The 17831-nt window shown below is 73.0% G+C and carries 13 protein-coding genes; 7 read left to right on the top strand and 6 right to left on the bottom strand.

Going from position 1 to position 17831, the window contains the following annotated elements:
• Positions 1–21 precede the first annotated feature (21 nt).
• Genes G3I56_RS10060 through G3I56_RS10050 form a run of 3 tightly spaced genes read left to right on the top strand, consistent with a single transcriptional unit; the run spans position 22 to position 3199 of the window.
• Positions 22–1146 (top strand): glycosyltransferase family 1 protein, encoded by a 1125-nt coding sequence (locus G3I56_RS10060; RefSeq protein ID WP_164408569.1) that lies wholly within the window; start codon positions 22–24, stop codon positions 1144–1146.
• Positions 1143–2345 (top strand): glycosyltransferase, encoded by a 1203-nt coding sequence (locus G3I56_RS10055; RefSeq protein ID WP_164408568.1) that lies wholly within the window; start codon positions 1143–1145, stop codon positions 2343–2345. Before G3I56_RS10060 ends, G3I56_RS10055 begins: the two co-directional genes overlap by 4 nt.
• Complete coding sequence (locus G3I56_RS10050) at positions 2342–3199, top strand: SGNH/GDSL hydrolase family protein (protein WP_164408567.1); 858 nt, start codon at positions 2342–2344, stop codon at positions 3197–3199. The genes G3I56_RS10055 and G3I56_RS10050 overlap by 4 nt, the downstream gene beginning before the upstream one ends.
• A 244-nt stretch (positions 3200–3443) precedes the next feature.
• Here the strand turns inward: G3I56_RS10050 and G3I56_RS10045 are convergent, their stop codons facing one another.
• The 5 genes from G3I56_RS10045 to G3I56_RS10025 are packed head-to-tail and all read right to left on the bottom strand — an operon-like array spanning position 3444 to position 7869.
• Positions 3444–4313, bottom strand: coding sequence for a biotin-dependent carboxyltransferase family protein (locus tag G3I56_RS10045; RefSeq protein ID WP_164408566.1), 870 nt, complete (start codon positions 4311–4313; stop codon positions 3444–3446).
• The gene (gene pxpB, locus G3I56_RS10040; protein WP_164408840.1) at positions 4310–4927 is read right to left on the bottom strand and encodes a 5-oxoprolinase subunit PxpB; all 618 of its coding nucleotides are present in this window, start codon (positions 4925–4927) and stop codon (positions 4310–4312) included. Before pxpB ends, G3I56_RS10045 begins: the two co-directional genes overlap by 4 nt.
• Before the next feature lie 26 nt (positions 4928–4953).
• Positions 4954–5706 (bottom strand): 5-oxoprolinase subunit PxpA, encoded by a 753-nt coding sequence (locus tag G3I56_RS10035; RefSeq protein WP_164408565.1) that lies wholly within the window; start codon positions 5704–5706, stop codon positions 4954–4956.
• Between the two features lie 25 nt (positions 5707–5731).
• Positions 5732–6553, bottom strand: a complete 822-nt coding sequence (locus G3I56_RS10030; protein WP_164408564.1) for a putative hydro-lyase — start codon at positions 6551–6553, stop codon at positions 5732–5734.
• A complete protein-coding gene (locus G3I56_RS10025; RefSeq protein WP_164408563.1) occupies positions 6550–7869 on the bottom strand; it encodes an MFS transporter in 1320 nt (439 codons plus the stop codon). Before G3I56_RS10025 ends, G3I56_RS10030 begins: the two co-directional genes overlap by 4 nt.
• Positions 7870–8034: 165 nt before the next feature.
• Here G3I56_RS10025 and G3I56_RS10020 point away from each other — a divergent pair, with 165 nt between their 5' ends.
• From G3I56_RS10020 to G3I56_RS10005, 4 genes are all read left to right on the top strand, one after another.
• Entirely contained in the window at positions 8035–8775 is a 741-nt protein-coding gene (locus tag G3I56_RS10020) for a GntR family transcriptional regulator (protein ID WP_164408562.1), read from the top strand.
• A gap of 80 nt (positions 8776–8855) precedes the next feature.
• Positions 8856–10382, top strand: a complete 1527-nt coding sequence (locus tag G3I56_RS10015) for a hypothetical protein (RefSeq protein ID WP_164408561.1) — start codon at positions 8856–8858, stop codon at positions 10380–10382.
• A gap of 136 nt (positions 10383–10518) precedes the next feature.
• The gene (locus G3I56_RS10010) at positions 10519–11403 is read left to right on the top strand and encodes a hypothetical protein (RefSeq protein WP_164408560.1); all 885 of its coding nucleotides are present in this window, start codon (positions 10519–10521) and stop codon (positions 11401–11403) included.
• A 76-nt stretch (positions 11404–11479) separates the two neighbouring features.
• Positions 11480–16192, top strand: a complete 4713-nt coding sequence (locus G3I56_RS10005) for a hypothetical protein (protein WP_164408559.1) — start codon at positions 11480–11482, stop codon at positions 16190–16192.
• A gap of 87 nt (positions 16193–16279) precedes the next feature.
• Here the strand turns inward: G3I56_RS10005 and G3I56_RS10000 are convergent, their stop codons facing one another.
• Positions 16280–17830, bottom strand: a complete 1551-nt coding sequence (locus G3I56_RS10000; RefSeq protein ID WP_164408839.1) for a GMC family oxidoreductase N-terminal domain-containing protein — start codon at positions 17828–17830, stop codon at positions 16280–16282.
• Position 17831: the final 1 nt, after the last annotated feature.

Below are 17831 nucleotides of genomic sequence, written 5' to 3'. Positions count from 1 at the left end.
CAGCACGGCGACAACACCCCTATGCGTGTAGTCATCGTGACCGAATCCTTTCCCCCCGATGTGAACGGCGTGGCCCACTGCGCGCTCCAGACCGCCCGGCACCTCGTCGATCGCGGTCACGTTCCCCTCGTCGTCGCCCCGGCCACCGCCGCCGGGAACGGGCCCGACGCCTCGGCGCCGTGCCCCGTCGTCCGTGTCCCCTCCCTGCCGCTCCCCGGCTACCCCCAGGTCCGCGTCGCCCTCCCCAGCCGACGCGTCGCCGCCGCGATCACCGAGCACCGCGCGGACATCGTCCACCTGGCCAGCCCCTTCGTCCTCGGCGTACGCGGCATGGCCGCCGCCGCCCGGCTCGGCATCCCCGCCGTGGCCGTCTACCAGACCGACCTGGCCGGATACGCCCGTACGTACGTTCACGCGGGCGAGGCCGCCGCCTGGCGGCGCATCCGCTCCGTCCACGCCGCCGCCGACCTCACCCTCGCGCCCTCCAGCGCGGCCCTGTACGACCTGGAGTCGCACGGCGTCCCCCGGGTGAAGCTTTGGCAGCGCGGAGTGGACACCGCGCGCTTCCGCCCCGAACTGCGCGACGAGGCCATCCGCCGCGAACTCGCCCCGAACGGCGAGCTGATCGTCGGCTACGTCGGCCGGCTCGCCCCCGAGAAGCAGGTCGAACTCCTCGCCGGTGTCTGTGCGCTGGACGGTGTTCGGGTCGTCGTCGTGGGCGACGGACCCAGCGAGCCCGGACTGCGAGAGCAGCTTCCGGGAGCGGTCTTCCTGGGCCGCCGCACCGGTGACGAACTCGCGCGGATCTTCGCCTCGCTGGACGTCTTCGCGCACACCGGCCCGTTCGAGACCTTCTGCCAGACCGTGCAGGAGGCCATGGCGAGCGGCGTGCCCGTCGTCGCGCCCGCCGCCGGTGGCCCGCTGGATCTGGTCGCCCACGGGCGCACCGGCCTGCTGGTCCCGCCGCGCGACGCTGCCGCCGTCCGGGACGCGGTGTGGTCCCTGGCCCGTGACCCGGGCCTGCGGACCGTCTACGGCGCCGCCGCCCGGGCGGCCGTCGAGGGCCGTACCTGGGCGGCTGTCGGCGACCAGCTGGTCGGGCACTACGCCGACATCCTCACCGCGCGGACGGCGGTGGCCGCATGAACGCCGAGGCACCACGCGGCGCGGGCGGACCGCTGCGCATCGTCCGGCTGGCGAACTTCGTCGCCCCCGCCTCGGGCGGCCTGCGCACCGCGCTGCGCGAACTGGGCACCGGATACCGGGCCGCCGGGCACGACCCCGTGCTGATCGTGCCCGGTGAGCGAGCGAGTGACCGCGACACCGAGCAGGGGCGGGTGATCACCCTGCCCGGCCCGCTGCTGCCCGGCACCGGCGGCTACCGCGTCCTCACGGACAAGCGGCGCGTCGCCGCCCTCCTGGAGGAACTCGCGCCGGACCGTCTGGAGGTGTCCGACCGGACGACCCTCAGATGGACGGGCAGGTGGGCGCGCCGGGCCCGCGTCCCCGCGGTGATGGTCTCCCATGAGACCGCCGACGGTGTCCTGCGCACCTGGGGCCTGTCGGAGAACCTCTCCCGGCGCACCGCCGACGCCCTCAACGTCCGTACGGCACACACCTACGCGCGCGTGGTGTGCACCACGGAGTTCGCCGAGCGGGAGTTCGTGCGGATCGGGGCGCGCAATGTCGTACGGGCTCCCCTGGGCGTCGACCTGGTGCGGCGGCATCCGTCGCTGCGCGACCCGGCGGTGCGGGCCGCGCACGCGCGCGGGGACGAACTGCTTCTGGTGATGTGCTCCCGGCTGTCCGTCGAGAAGCGGCCCGGTACGGCGCTGGACGCCCTGGAGGCCCTCCTGCGGCGCGGACAGCGGGCGAGGCTGGTGGTGGCCGGGGACGGGCCGTTGCGGGCCCGCCTGGAGCAGCGGGCGCGGGAGCGCGGGCTGCCGGTCACCTTCCTCGGCCACGTCACCGACCGGGCACTGCTGGGCGCACTCCAGGCGTCCGCCGACGTGTGCCTGTCGCCCGGGCCCGCGGAGACGTTCGGGCTCGCCGCGCTGGAGGCGATGGCCTGCGGCACACCCGTGGTCGTCAGCGCGTCCTCCGCGCTGCCCGAGGTGATCGGGTCCGCCGGAGCCGTCGCGGCCGACGACGGAGAGGCCTTCGCGGACGCCGTACGGCTGCTGCTGGGGCGGCCCGAGCACGAGCGCCGGGAGAAGGCACGCGCGCGTGCGGAGTGTTTCGGCTGGCCGGCCGCGGTCGAGGCGTTCCTCGCGGCGCACGACGCGGTGGTGCGGTCCGCCGGTGACACGCCCGTACTGCCCGTCGTACCGGAGGGTGTCGGATGAGACCGCTGCGGTTCGTGGCGCTCGGCGACTCGCTGACCGAGGGCGTGGGCGATCCCGTGGACGGCGAGTGGCGCGGCTGGGCCGCGCTGCTCGCCGACGGGTTCGGCGACACGCCGGTGGAGTTCACCAACCTCGCGGTCAGCGGGGCACAGACACGCGACGTACGGGAACGGCAGACGTCGGCCGGACTCGACCTGGAGCCGGACGTCGTGTCCGTCGTCATCGGGGTGAACGACACCCTGCGCCGCACGTTCGACATCCACGCGGTGGCCGCCCGGCTGGACGAGGTGTACGCGGCCTTCACCGAGCGGGGCGCGCTCCTGCTCACGGCGTGTCTGCCCGACCCCGGGGCGATGCTGGGGCTGCCCGGTGTCCTGGCGAACCCGCTGGCCCGGCGGCAGCGGGCGGTCAACACGGTCGTCCACGCGCTCTCCGAGCGCTACGGGGCCGTGCATCTGCACGCGGCTGAGGGGGAGTGGCTCAGCGGGCGTGAGATGTGGAGCGCGGACCGGCTGCACCCCGGCGAGCAGGGCCACCGGCAGCTCGCGGTCCGCTTCCACGCGCTGCTCGTGGAGGCGGGCGTCACGGGCGGTGCGGGTCCGTCGCCCGAGCCGGAACAACCCGCGCCCACCCGGTCGGCCGGCCTGCGCTGGCTGGCCACCGCGGGCACGGGCTGGGTGGCCCGGCGGTGCACCGACCTGCTGCCGCAGCTCCTGCGGCTCGCCGCCCAGGAGGTCCGCCACCGCGCGCGGGGCACCAGCGCCCGCCTCGACCTGGGGGCCTCCCATGCCGTCGCGGCGGCCCTGGCCGCGCTGACGGTGACGGAGCACCGGGCCGAGCCGGACGTGGCGTAGGCCTGGCCGGTGGATCGGGCGCGGAGGACGGCTACGGCGCCTGACAGGCACGGGCGCGCGGATTCGGCGCGCGTCCGGCTGCAAGGAGGAGGGGACACCGACATCAGCCGTTGCCGCGCCGGGCGACGTGGCGGGGGAGTCGGCAACCGCGTCGCCCGCCGCAGACGGGAACCCGTCACGGGGCGGCTGATGGCACCGCAGCGCCGCGTCTCCGACATGATCCGCCCGACCGGCCCCGGGTGGCTCAGCGACGGTGTGCGCGCACGAATCTGACCGGTGTGCCCGGCGCCGCCTGGGCTGCGGCGTGGAGGTCAGCGGTGCGGACGACGGCGATCACCGGGTAGCCGCCGGTGGTGGGATGGTCGGCGAGGAAGACCACCGGCCTGCCGTCCGGGGGCACCTGGACCGCGCCCAGGACCATGCCCTCACTGGGGAGTTCACCGGCGAAGGCCCGCTCCAGGGAGGGGCCTTCCGTCCGCAGCCCGATGCGGTTGCTCGCGGAGGACACCCGGTACGTGGACGTGGTGAAGGTCCGTAGCGCCGCCGGAGTGAACCAGTCGTCGCGTGGCCCGACGGTCACCCGGAGCACGAGTTCGGCAGGGGGCGCGGGCTGCGGAACGACGTCCACGCGCGCGTGCCCGCCGATCACCTGCCCCAGGGGCAGCACCGCGCCGTCCGTGAGGGGCGGCGGGCCCAGGCCGGACAGCAGGTCGGTGGAGCGGCTGCCGAGCACGGGCTCGACGGCGACTCCGCCGGAGACGGCCACGTAGGCGCGTACTCCGGTCAGGGCGGTTCCGACGTCCAGCAGCGCGCCGCCCGGCACCTGGACCGGAGCGCCCCAGGCCACCGGGCGGCCGTCCACGGTGACCGTGCAGGGGGCGCCGCCGACCGCGACGGTGACCGGGCAACGGGGGCGCAGGGCGCAGCCGTTGAGGGTGGTCTCCAGAACGGCCGCCCCGGACGGGTTGCCGACCAGCCGGTTGACGAGCCCTGCCGTGGGCGCGTCCAGGGCGCCGGAGCGGGGCACCCCGAGATGGGCGTACCCGGGACGCCCCAGGTCCTGCACGGTGGTCAGCGCCCCTGCCCGTACGACGGCGAGCGCACGATCCGTCATGGGCGGCCCACCGGGACGAAGCGGACCCGGGTACCCGGCGACAGCAGCGCGGCCGGCACGCGCGTGTGGTCCCACAGGACCGCGCCCGTCGTCCCGATCAGCTGCCAGCCGCCCGGCGAGGAACGCGGGTACACACCCGTGTACGGGCCCGCGAGTCCCACGGCACCGGCCGGGACGGACGTCCGCGGGGTGGCCCTGCGCGGTACGTCGTAGCGTGCGGGGAGACCGGTGAGGTAGCCGAAGCCGGGCGCGAAGCCGCAGAAGGCGACCCGGAACTCGGTGGCCGCGTGGATCCGTGCCACCGCCTCCTCGGACACGTCCCACAGGGCGGCGACGTCGGCCAGGTCCGGGCCGTCGTAGCGGACCGGGAGTTCGATGATCTCCTGGGTCAGGGGGAGCGCCGGAGGCACTTCGGAGGCGGTCAGTTCGGAAGCCAGCCGGGCGGGGTCGTCAAGGCCGTCGAGGAGGACCGTACGGGCGGCGGGGACGATCTCCCGTACGGACAGGGTGCCTTCCGCGCGGCGGCGCAGAAGTTCGGCGTGCAGGGCCTGGGCCTGTTCGCCGGAGGAGACCTCGACAAGCAGCGCGTCGTCGCCGACGGGCAGCGCCCTCATCCGGTGTGTCGTACCACTCGTCCCGCTCATACGAAGGCCTCCACGCGGACGCCCGACGCCTCCAGGCGCTCACGGACCCGACGGGCCAGGTCCACCGCGCCGGGCGTGTCGCCGTGGACGCACAGGGAGCGGGCGCGGATCGCGAGGGGCGTCCCGGAGAGCGACGCGACCACGCCGGCCCGGGCGAGGGTCACCGAACGTGCCACTACGGCCTCCGGATCGGTCACCAACGCCCCTTCCTGGCCGCGCGGCACGAGAGTGCCCTCCTCGGTGTACGCGCGGTCGGCGAACGCCTCGGGGACGGCCGGCAGGCCCGCCCCCTCGGCAAGTTCCAGCAGGCGCGAACCGGGCAGCCCGAGCACCGGCAGACCCTTGTCGGCCAGCAGCACGCCGGCGATGACCGCCCCCGCCTGCTCCGCGTCGTGCACGACGCGGTTGTACAGCGCGCCGTGCGGCTTGACGTACGACACGCGCGTGCCCGCCGCACGCGCGAAGACCTCCAGGGCGCCGATCTGGTAGGCCACCTCGGCCGCCAGTTCGTCGGGCGGCACGTCCATCGTGCGCCGCCCGAAGCCGGCCAGGTCGCGGTAGGAGACCTGGGCGCCGATCCGTACGCCGCGCTCGGCCGCCAGATCGCACACCCGCCGCATGGTGACCGGGTCCCCGGCGTGGAAGCCGCAGGCCACGTTGGCGCTGGTGACGACGGACAGCAGTTGTTCGTCGTCGGTGAGCCGCCAGCGGCCGAAGCCCTCGCCGAGGTCGGCGTTGAGGTCGATCATGTTCCGGACTCCTGTCACGCTCCGGTCAGGCGACGCGGTACTGCTCGTCGCGGGTGTCGGTGAGGAACATCTGGCCCGGCGCGTGCGTGATGGCGAAGGGCGGACGGGACGCCATCACCGCGGCCTGCGGGGTCACCCCGCAGGCCCAGAACACCGGGATGTCGTCCGGCGCGAGGTCCACCGGTTCGCCGAAGTCCGGCCGGCCGAGGTCGTCGATGCCGAGCCCCGACGGATCGCCGCAGTGTACGGGGCTGCCGTGCACCGCCGGGAGCAGGCTGCTCTCCCGGATGGCGGCCGCCAGATGCTGCGGCGGCACCGGACGCATGGACACGACCATGGGGCCGTGCAGCCGCCCGGCGGGACGGCACTGACGGTCGGTCACGTACATCGGGACGTTGCGGCCCTGCTCGATGTGCCGGATCGGGACGCCCGCCTCGGCGAGCGCCCACTCGAAGGTGAAGCTGCAGCCGATGAGGAACGTCACGAGGTCGTCGCGCCAGTGGGCGAGCACGTCCGTGGGCTCCTCCGCCAGCTCGCCGTCCCGCCAGACCCGGTAGCGCGGCAGGTCGGTGCGCAGGTCCGCGCCCTCGGCGAGGACGGTGGTCCAGGAACCGGCGTCGGTGACGTCGAGTACCGGGCAGGGCTTCTGGTTGCGCTGACAGAACAGCAGCATGTCGTACGCCCAGTCGGCGGGCACCGAGATCAGGTTGACCTGGGTGTGGCCGGCCGCGACGCCCGCCGTGGGGCCCGTCAGACCCGCGCGGAACCGGGCTCGCGCGGATTTCGGGCTCCACGCGTGCGCGTGCTCGTCGACGAGGGAGAGGGGGCGGTCTTCCGTACGGTTCACTGGAGTTCCTTTCCGCGGGTCTCCGGCAGGCCGAGCAGTGCCAGGGCGGCGATGCCGTATCCGATCGCGCCGAAGACCAGCGCGCCACCCACACCCCAACTGTCGGCCAGGAAGCCGACCGTGGTGGGGAAGACGGCGCCGACGGCGCGGCCGGTGTTGTAGGTGAAGCCCTGTCCCGTGCCGCGCACGGCGGTCGGGTACAGCTCGCTCAGATAGGAGCCGAAGCCGCTGAAGATCGCCGACATACAGAACCCGAGCGGGAAACCGAGCACCAGGAGAAGGGTGTTGGCGCCGTCGGGGATGTTCGCGTAGGCCAGGATGCACAGCGCCGAGAGGACCGCGAACAACCAGATGTTGCGCTTGCGGCCGATCCGGTCGGTGAGGTATCCGCCGGTCAGATAGCCGATGAAGGCTCCGGAGATCAGGAAGGCGAGATACGAACCGGTGCCGACGACCGACAGTCCGCGTTCCGTCTTGAGGTAGGTCGGCACCCAGGTGGCGAGGGTGTAGTAGCCGCCCTGGACGCCGGTGGACAGCAGGCCCGCGAAGACCGTGATGCGCAGCAGTCCGGGTGCCTCGGGCGTGCCGGGCTTGAAGATCGCCGCGAACGAGCCCTTCTTCGGGTTCTTCTCGCGCTCGGCGACCGCCCGGGGCGCGTCCTGTACCGAGCGTCGCACCCAGATGACCAGCAGCGCGGGCAGAGCGCCGGTCCAGAACATCACGCGCCAGGCCAGGTCGTCGTCGAGGAACGAGAAGACCACGGTGTAGACGACCACGGCCAGGCCCCAGCCCACGGCCCAGGAACTCTGGATCGCGCCGAGCGTACGGCCGCGGTGCTTCGGGCTCGCGTACTCGGCCACCAGGATCGCGCCGACGGCCCACTCACCGCCGAAACCGAGGCCCTGGAGGGCGCGGAACACCAGCAGCGTCTCGTAGTTGGGCGCGAAGCCGCAGGCGACGGTGAAGACCGCGTACGTGATCACCGTGATCATCAGTGCTTTGACCCGGCCGATCCGGTCCGCGAGTACCCCCGCGCCGGCGCCGCCCACCGCGGAGACGACCAGGGTGACCGTGGTGAACAGACCGGTCTGGCCGCTGTCCAGACCGAAGTACGCGGACAGCGCCACCATGGTCAGGGGCAGCGTGAAGTAGTCGTACGAGTCCAGGGCGTAGCCGCCGAACGCGCCGCCGAAGGCACGGCGACCGCGCGGGCCCAGCGCCCGCAGCCAGGCGAACGCGCCGTCGTCGACAGCGGGTTCATTCGCTCCGGGGCGGGGTTCGGCGGCCAGGGCCTGCGGTGGAGGGGTCGTGCTCATGTGCACCTCGCAGATGAGGGACGGAGAGTGCTTGAGGAATGAGCGGTGCGGGAGCGGTCGACACCGCGTGGATCCGGGGCGTCTGTTCAGCAAGGTAGAGGATCGTTGAACGATCCTTCAATACCCGTGTTGTTTCGTTCTTGTATCTACGATTGAATTCCGGGCATGGCAGAGCAGCTGACGGGACTGGCCGACGACCGAGCGCTCCTTGGGCGCACCAGTACCGCCGAGCGGGTGTCGGACATCCTCAGGAGCCGTATCGCCGACGGGTACTTCCCGCCCGGGACCCGGCTCTCCGAGGACAGCATCGGCGGGGCCCTCGGCGTCTCCCGCAACACGCTGCGCGAGGCGTTCCGGCTGCTCACGCACGAGCGCCTGCTGATCCACGAGCTCAACAGAGGTGTCTTCGTACGGGTCCTCACGGTCGAGGACGTCGAGGACATCTACCGCACCCGCGCCCTCGTCGAGTGCGCCGTGGTCCGAGGCCTCGGTGAGCCGCCGTACGCCCTGGAGAACCTCGCCGCGGCCGTCGAGGAGGGGCAGCGGGCGGCGCGCGACGGTGACTGGAAAGGGCTGGGCACGGCCAACATCCACTTCCACGGCGAACTTGTCGCGCTGGCCGGCAGCGCCCGCACCGATGAGCTGATGCGCAGCGTCTTCGCCGAACTGCGCCTCGCCTTCCACGTCGTGGACGACCCGCGACGCCTGCACGAGCCCTATCTCGCGCGCAACCAGCAGATACTGCAGGCCCTCCAGACGGGTGACCGGGAGCGGGCCGAGGGGCTGCTCTCGGTCTATCTCGACGACTCGCTCAAACGGGTTGTCGAGGTCTACCGGCGCCGGGTGGGCGAGGACGGGCAACCGGTGGCGGGTGGGTCGGGACCTGCGGTCTTCCCCACGGCGTGAACGGCACGGTGGCGGGGTGACAGCGGGTCGCTTCTGAGTCGTTTGGGCCGTTGTCAGACCGAGGACCTAGTCTGTGCAGCGTGACTTCGCCAGCATCGACGGACAGCGTTCCGCCCCAGCTCAGCGCGGGGCCGCGCCCCGCTCCGGGCCCGGCCGCCGACGAGGGACTGGCGCGGCGCCTGCGCGCACTCGCCTGCACCGCCCCGCTCCACGACCTGGACGCGCGCAAGGCGAATCTCGCCGGCGAGTACTCGGTGTACGGCATGGCGGAGGTGGCCCTCTCGGCCATCGACCTGGTCACCCTGAACATGGACTTCGACACCGGCGCCGACCACGACCAGATCGTCGCCCGCCTCATCCCGCGCATCGCCGCCCAGGCCCCGCAACGGCCCGTCACCGAGCACGAGCGCGTCGCCCGCTGGGTCCTGGAGAACCTGATCAACGTCGGCAGCGTCGACCGCGGCTTCCGGGCCGTATACGGCACGTTCGCACCGGACGGTACGTATGTACGCCGTGACTACGACTTCAAGCTGATCGAAGAGGTCCCGGGGTACGGCGGAAGCGTCTACCTCCGCACGACGGACGAGGCGGTCAACGTACTCGTCGGCGCCCTCGACACCGACGTCACCAGCGCCCAGATCGCCGCCGAGGTCAAGCTGGAGGTGCTGATCAGCCGGGGCCGGCTGGCCGACGCCCAGCTCGCCGCGGAGCAGGCCCGCTACCGGACCGTGCAGTACTCGGAGGTCCTGCGCCGGGCCCTGGACGCGACCCGGCGCAACGTGCGCGCGGTGGACTGGCTCCAGACCGTCCCCGACATGATCGCCGAGGCGCTCGACCATGTCGCCGACCGGTACCGCCATGAGAACGCGATCCTGACCAACATCCGCAAGGCCCGTGACGAGTCCGAGGACCCGGAGCAGAAGCGGCGCGCCGCCGAACTCGTCGACATCGTGAAGGACTGCATCCGGCGGCACACGCTGCTCCAGTCCAGGCTGCTGGAGGCGGGGCCGCTGTTCCGCGCGGAACAGGACCGGCAGGCTTTCGCGACCCCGATGACGTCGTCCGGGATCGATCTGTACGGCCATCTGGTCGCCCCCGTGCTGCCGTTGCCCCTCGAGGCGGCGGTGCGGGTCACGGACGCGTTCTTCGCGCGCGGGACGGGGCTTCGTACGCCGGTGTCGGTCCGGGTCGGTGACCTCGTGGACATACTGCTGACGCCGCCGGTGGAGCGGGAGCATCTCGGGGTCGAGATGCCGGAGCCGGATCTGATCGCCACCCCGGACGACAGCCGGTTCAGCGAGGAGCAGTTGGCGTCGGCGATGGAGCTGCTGGACCTGCCCGCGGATGCGCCTCGGCGGTTGTCGGGGCTGCTGGCCGAGGCGCGACTTCGGGATACGGAACTTCCGTATCTGGTGGCCCTGTTGGCCGTGCACGCGGCCAGTCCGCCGGTCGGTACGGCTTATCGGCAGGGCGAGGAGAAGCTGCTGTTCGCTGTCGATGACGGGACGGAGCTGGACGATCCGGAGTTCGGGGGCGCGGATCTGATTGTGGGGATGGCCTTGCTGGATGTGGTGGGGATGGCGGCGGGGAGGTCGGAGGCGGCGTGATGTGGCTGAGGTTGTCGGACGGCCGCGGGTCCGTTGTGGTTTGTCGCGCCCACGCGGCGGAGCCGCACATGTCAGAGCCCCGCGCCCCTGGGCAAGCCGGGCGTCCCCTCGCTTACAAGAACAGGGAGTTTCAGCTGTGAACGAGCCGGTCGACTGGAGTGAGCCGGAGGCCGTGGCCGCGCCGGCCGTCGCTGCCGTTATTACTCCTGGCGATGCCGCTGACGCTGCTCGGCTGGTGGCCTTCGGGCTGCAGGCCAAGCTTCAGGCCGCGCGGGACCAGGAGTACGCCGAGTTGTTGCGGCGGTACCGCGAGGACTCGGCGTTCGCCCGGCTCGCCGATGCCGTGGCCGCCGGGCTGGGGCTGGTCGTGCTGGAGGTGTCCCCGCGCGCGGGGATGGCGGTGACCGCCGCCGAGGACTCCGTCTTCGCCGTGCGGATGGGGGACTACGCACGCCGTACGTCCGCCGACGGCTCGGACCGCTTTCTGCACGGGCTCGCCCATCTCGCCGTGGCCGCCATGGCGTTTCCGCGCCCCGAGGATCTCGCCGACGACGGCTACATCGGGCGCGTCACCGTCAACGGGGTCGAGGCCTTCGTCCGGCAGGCCTGTCGGCGGCTGGAGGAGCGGGCCGAGGCGCAGGGCGAGAACACCGACCCGGTCAGCGACGCCCCGGGACTCGAGGCCGCCTGGCGGATCTGGATCAGGCGCAGCGCCACGGGGGCCACCAAGGACGCGCGGAGACCGGCCGGTTCGACGACCGGCATCGTCGGCAAGGCCGTCGTCTTCCTCACCGACTCCGGCTTCCTCCAGCGCACGGGTGACGACAACGGCGGCACGTATCGGACGACAGCCCGTTACCAGCTCCAGGTCCGGGACATGGCAGGCAACGCGGCCATGGCCGAGCTGCTGGAGCTGGGCGTTGTGCCGGTCACCGACGGGACACCGACGCTGCTGCCCGCCGAGGACACCGACGACCTGGACCTGGTGGCGGACGCCGGACTGCCCTTCCACCACTCCTGACCCCAACATCTGACCACCGCCCCGACTCCCTTCGCACCCAACCCGACTACTCCCTGACGACTACGAGAGTCCCGCCATGTACGAGCTGTCCCGGATCCGCCTCTACTCCATCGGTCCTGCCGGTGCGCGCTACGCCGACACCGTGCTTGACCTGCGGGGTGTCGGCGAGCCGGTGCCCGACCCCGCGCCCACCCAGGCGGAGTTCTTCGAGGACGAGCCCGTCGGACCGCCGCGCCGGCCGGCGCCCGCGGGGGTGCTCTTCCTGGAGAACGGCGGCGGCAAGTCCGTACTCCTCAAGCTGATCTTCTCCGTGATGCTGCCGGGGCACCGCAACACGCTCGGGGGTGCCAGTTCCGGTGTGCTGCGGAAGTTCCTGCTCGCCGACGACTGCGGGCACGTGATCCTGGAGTGGCAGCACACGCTCACCGGCGAGCTGGTCGTGGTCGGCAAGGCGAGCGAGTGGAGGGGGCGGCAGGTCTCCAACGATCCGCGGAAGTTCGCCGAGGCCTGGTACTCCTTCCGGCCCGGCCCGGGGCTGAGCCTCGACAACCTTCCCGTCGCGGAGTCCACCGCCGTACGGCCGCCGGTGGAGGGTGCCTCCGGTGCCCAGGGGCGGCGCCGGACGATGAAGGGCTTCCGGGACGCGATCACCGAGGCGGGCAAGGCGTACCCGCATCTCGAAGTGCACTGGGAGGAGATCCACGACCGCTGGATCGAGCATCTGGGGGAGCTGGGTCTCGACCCCGAACTCTTCCGCTACCAGCGGGAGATGAACGCCGACGAGGGCGAGGCCGCCGGCCTCTTCGCGGTCAAGAAGGACTCCGACTTCACCGACCTGCTGCTGCGCGCGGTCACCGACACCCGGGACACCGACGGGCTCGCCGACCTGGTCGGCGGCTTCGGCAACAAGCTGGGCCGACGTTCCGAACTGATCGCCGAACGGGACTTCACCGCCGGGTCCGTGGACCTGCTCGGACGGATCGTCGAGGCCGCGCAGACGCGTTCCCGCGCGCGGGACGTCCACGCGGGTGCGGAGCGGCGTACGCGCAACCTCGCCCGGCGGCTGTCCGCGCGGGGCGTCAAGGAACGCGTCCGGGCCGGTGATCTCGCCCAGCGGGTCACCGCCGCGGCGTACGCCGTCACCCATTCCGAGGGCGGGCGGGAGCGCAGCGCGCTGATCGCCGCCGAACTCGCCTTCCGGCATGCCTCGCTGGCCCTCGCTGCGGCGGAGAAGACGGCAGCCGCGCAGAAGCGCGAACTCGCCGACGCCCGCACCATGCACTCCGCCTGGCAGGCCGCCGAGGTCGTCCTGCGGCACCGCGCCGCCGCCGACCGCTCCGCGCGCGTGGCCGTCGCGATCCGCGAGGCCGAACGGGACGCCGCCCCGGCGCTCGCCGCCCGCGCCAAGGCCGCCGTCGACCTCGTACGGGCGCTGCAGTCGGCGGCGGAAGGCGCGGAGGCGCTCGCCAACGAGGAGGAGGAGCGGTCCGCCGCCCTTCAGGAGGTCAGCGAGGTCGCCCACCAGGACTCGACCGGCGCGGCCACCGAGGCGCAGCGCGCCCGAAGCGAGGTCGGGCATCTGCGGCAGCGGCTCAGCGAGGTCGAGCAGGAGACCGCCGAGGCGGTGCGCGCGGGCTGGCTCGACGACAGCGCTCCCGACGCCGATCCGGCACGGGCCGCGCTGGCCGCGAGTGACGCCGAGAAGGCGGCCGTCGAGGCCTGGGACACCACCCGTGAGGCCTCCAGGCAGGCTTCCGAGCACGCGCGTGAGGCGGCGTCCGCCGAGTCCCGAGCCGAGCTGACGGCGGCCCGCGCGGCGGATGCCGCCACGGCGGCCGAGCGCGAGTACGACGCCGAGCGGCGCACCGCCGAGGCCCTGGCGGGAGAGGAACGGCTCGCCGAGCTGCTGAACCTGCCGTCCGCCGGCGGTGTGCGGCAGCGGGGCCGGGCCGCGCTGCCGCACCAACACGGCGCGAGCGAGGGCGAGGGCAGCGGTGCCGAGGGTATGGCCGGGGACGGTGGGAAGGGCGCCCCCCGTGCCGCCGACGAAGGTGCCCTGACCTCCGAGGAGCTGGACCGCTTCGCCGACGAACTCCGCGAGCTGCTCGAGGGCGGTGTCACCTCCGCCGAGCGCCAGCTCTTCGAGCTGCGGACCGGCGCCGCCGACGACGCCCGCATCCTCGGCGCGCTCGGTGACGGCGGACTGCTGCCGCCCGGCCCCGATGTGCTGTCCACCGTCGAGTTCCTCGGCGAGCACGGCATCCCCGCGCTGCCCGGCTGGCGCTATCTCGCCCAGGCCGTCGACCCCGCCGACCACGCGCGCGTGCTGGCCGCCCGCCCCGAACTCGTCGACGGCGTCATCATCACCGACCCCGCCACGCACGCGCGTGCCCGCGAGGCCCTCGCCGACGCGGCCCTGCTGCCCCGGTCGGCCGTGGCGGTCGGTACGGCAGCTGCCCTGCTGGCCCCTACTCCGGCCCCCGGACCGGGCGATGGCGACGTGTTCCTCGTACCGCCGAACCCGGCCATGCACGACGAGCACGCCGCCGACGAGGAACGGCAGGCGCTGCGGGCCCGGGCGGGGGAGCGGGAGGAGGAGATCCGCACGCTCGCGGCGCGGCTCGGGAAGGACCGGGAACTGGCCGCGCGGCTCACCTCCTGGCGTACGGGCTGCCCGGCCGGGCGGCTCGTCGAGCTGGCCCGGACCGCGCACGACGCGCGCGCCTTCGCCGAGGAGACCGAAGCCGAGCTGGCCGAGGCACGGACCGTACGGGCCGAGGCCGACGAGGTGATGAGCGAGGCGTCCCGCGTGCGGGACGAGCGGCAGGAGGCCGCCCAGCGCGCCCGGCGCGCCGCCGACGCGCTCGCCGGACTGGCGTACCGGCTGCGCGAACGCGCCGGCTGGCAGGTCAAGGTGCGTGAACTGGCCGACGAGGCCGTCGAGTCGGAGGCCCGCGCCCAGGCCCTGCTGGAGCGTGCCCGGTCCGCTGACGAGGACCGGCGCGCCACCCAGCGCGCCGCCGACGACGCACGCCGCACGGCCCGCGCTCTGCGCGCCGAGCGTGCGGAGATCGCGGGCGCCCCCGACGACCTGCCGGAAGCCGACGAGGACGCCGCGAAGTCGTCGCTGCCCGCCCTCCGCGAGGCCTACCGGGCCGCATCCCAGCTCTACGAGAAGGTCGGCGTCGGAGCCGACCTGCGGGCGGAACAGGCGCGGTCCGAGAGCGAGGAGAGCGCCAGTCGCGCGGAGCTGGACCGGCTGAGCAACAAGGTGCGTACGCGCGCCGAGCAGCTGCTGCAGGTGCCCGAGGGGGCGGACGGACCGTCCCGCCAGGCCGCCTCCGCCCGGGCGGAGGAACTGGTCCAGCTCCTGGAGACCCGGGTGTCCACGGCCAGCGAGCAGCTCGGGCGACTGCGCGGCGAGGCCGAGCGGCACGCGCCCGAGGACGGCGAGGCGCACACCGAACTGGCCGAGGAACTCGTCCCGCGCGACGCCGAGCACGCCCAGGCCCTGCTGCGCACCGCCACCGCCGAACTCGCCTCCCGCAGCGAGGCGTTGACCCAGGCCAGGGACGCGCACGCCGAACTGCTCGGCTCCCACCGGGCGGCCGAGGACGCGGCCTCCGGGTTCGACGAGATCGCCGCGATGCTCCGCGACCTGATGCGCGAGCACGCCTCCGACGACGAGCAGGAAGCCCCGGAGCCCTACCCCGGCAGCCCGGAAGAGGCACGGCAGTCGGCCGCCGAGGCCCGCCGCTCCCTGCGTGGCTGCGCCACCGACCTGTCCGCGGCCGAGGGCGCCGTGCGCGAGGCGAGCGACATCCTCGTACGGCATGCCAACTCCACGCGGTACGAGGCGGTACGCACCCCCGCTCGCCAGCAGATCCGTGAACTGCCCGCGTCCGCGCTGCCCGAGCACGCGCAGAAGTGGGCGGACGCCTTCGCGCCCCGACTCCGGGTCCTGACCGACGAGTTGGCACAGCTGGAGCGGAACCGGGACTCGATCGTGGACCGGCTGCGCGGGCTGGTGGAGTCGGCGCTGGCCACCCTGCGGTCCGCGCAGCGGCTGTCGCGGCTGCCCGAGGGGCTCGGCGAGTGGTCAGGCCAGGAGTTCCTGCGGATCCGGTTCGAGGAGCCCGACCAGGCGACACTCACCGAGCGGCTCGGCGAGGTCATCGACGAGGCGACCCGGTCGGCCGTGAAGAAGAACTCCGACCTGCGCCGGGACGGAATGTCCCTGCTCCTGAGGGGAGTCGGCGCCGCCCTCGAACCCAAGGGCATCGCCGTCGAGATCCTCAAGCCCGACGCCGTACTGCGCGCCGAGCGTGTGCCCGTCGGACAGATGGGTGATGTGTTCTCCGGCGGTCAGCTGCTCACGGCGGCCATCGCCCTGTACTGCACGATGGCCGCGCTGCGCAGCAACGACCGGGGCCGCGACAAGCACCGGCACGCCGGCACGCTGTTCCTCGACAACCCCATCGGGCGCGCCAACGCCACGTACCTGCTGGAACTCCAGCGAGCCGTGTCCGACGCGCTCGGCGTCCAACTCCTCTACACCACCGGTCTGTTCGACACGACCGCGCTCGCCGAGTTCCCCCTGGTCATCCGCCTCCGCAACGACGCGGACCTCCGCGCGGGCCTGAAGTACATCCGCGTGGAGGAACACCTCCGACCGGGACTGCCGCAGCAGGCCCCGGCCGGGGAGGGGGACGCGGTGCACAGCGAGATCACGGCGACCAGGATGTTCAAGCGCCCGGCACAGGCAACCCCCTCAGGGGCAACCCCCTAGGGGCGCGGGGCTGTGACATTTGCGGCTCCGCCGCGCGGGCGCGACAAGCCACGACGGCGCCGCAGCTCCCCACCACCCGCACCCCCCCTACGCATCCTCCTTCAAAAGGTCAGCACACTTCTCCCCGATCATCATCGTCGTGATACACGGATTCACCGACACCAGATCAGGCATCACCGACCCGTCGGCAACCCGCAACCCCTCGATCCCCTTGACGCGCAGCCGCGCGTCCAGCGGCGCCGAGGCGTCATCGTCCGCACCCATCTTCACCGTGCAGGCCGGGTGGTAGACGGTGTTGTGGGTCTTGTGGATGTAGTCCAGCAGCTCGTCCTCCGTCCGGACGTCCGGCCCCGGGGCCAGTTCCGCCCCCGCCCAGCCGCTCAGCGCGGGCTGGGCGGCGATCCGACGCGCCAGCTTCAGCCCGTACGTCATCACGCGCGCGTCGTGCTCGTGCGTGAAGTACCGCGGATCGACCATCGGCTTGTCCCGGTAGTCGCGGGTACGCAGCCTCACCGTGCCGCGCGACTTCGCCCGGGTCACGTTGGGAGTCAGGCAGAACGCGTTCTCCGAGGTCGGATAGCCCCAACGCGCCGTGTTCATGTCGAACGGCACCGAGCCGTAGTGGAACATCAGGTCGGGCCGGTCCAGGCCGGGTTCCGTGTCGTAGAAGATGCCCGCCTCCCACCACTGACTGGATGTCGTGGTCATCGGCTGCTCGGCGTCCCACATGATGACGCCCTCGGGGTGGTCCTGCAGGTTCTCGCCGACGCCCGCCGCGTCCACGACCACCTCGACGCCGACCTCGTGCAGCTGCTCCGCCGGTCCGATGCCGGACAGCATCAGGAGCTTCGGAGTGTCGATCGCGCCGCACGACACGATGACCTCGCGGCGCGCCCGGACGGTCCTCGTGTGGATGAGATCCGGGTCGAGGTACTCGGCGCCCACGCACCGGCGCCCCTCCAGCACGAGCTGCTTCGCCCGCACCCCTGTCCGTACCTCCAGGTTCGGCCGCCTGCCCATGACCGGGTGGAGGTAGGCGACGGAGGACGACTGCCGGATGTTGTTCTCGTCGGAGTTGATCTGGAACCAGTTGGCCCCGCGGATCACAGTCTCACCGGTGTTGAAGGGCGTGGTCGGGATGCCGGCCTGCGCGCACGCCTCCAGGAGGGCGCCACCGCACGGGTCCTCGCTCTTCAGCGTACGGAGCTTCACCGGGCCGGTGCGGCCGTGGTGGTCGCCGGGGGCGTCGTTGGTCTCCAGGCGCCGGTAGAGCGGGAAGAGGTCGGCCGCGCTCCAGCCCGTACAGCCTGCCGCCGCCCAGTCGTCGAGATCCTCGGCCGGGGCCCAGAAGGCGATGCAGGAGTTGTGCGACGAGCAGCCGCCGAGCACCTTCGCGCGGGCGTGCCGCATGAAGCTGTTGCCGCTCGACTGCGGTTCGACCGGGTAGTCCCAGTCGTAGCCGGACTCCAGCAGGCCCATCCAGCGCTCGAGTCTGAGGACGTCGTCGTCGCCGACGTCGCTCGGGCCCGCCTCCAGCACGCACACGGTGACGGACGGGTCCTCCGAGAGGCGGGCGGCCACCACGTTGCCCGCGGTGCCCCCGCCCACCACCACATAGTCGAACTCGTCGGTGCTCATG

This window comes from Streptomyces sp. SID12488 (assembly GCF_010548275.1).
Lineage (GTDB): Bacteria > Actinomycetota > Actinomycetes > Streptomycetales > Streptomycetaceae > Streptomyces.
Note: the sequence above shows the minus strand (reverse complement) of the source record. Positions and strands in the feature narration are given on the sequence as shown.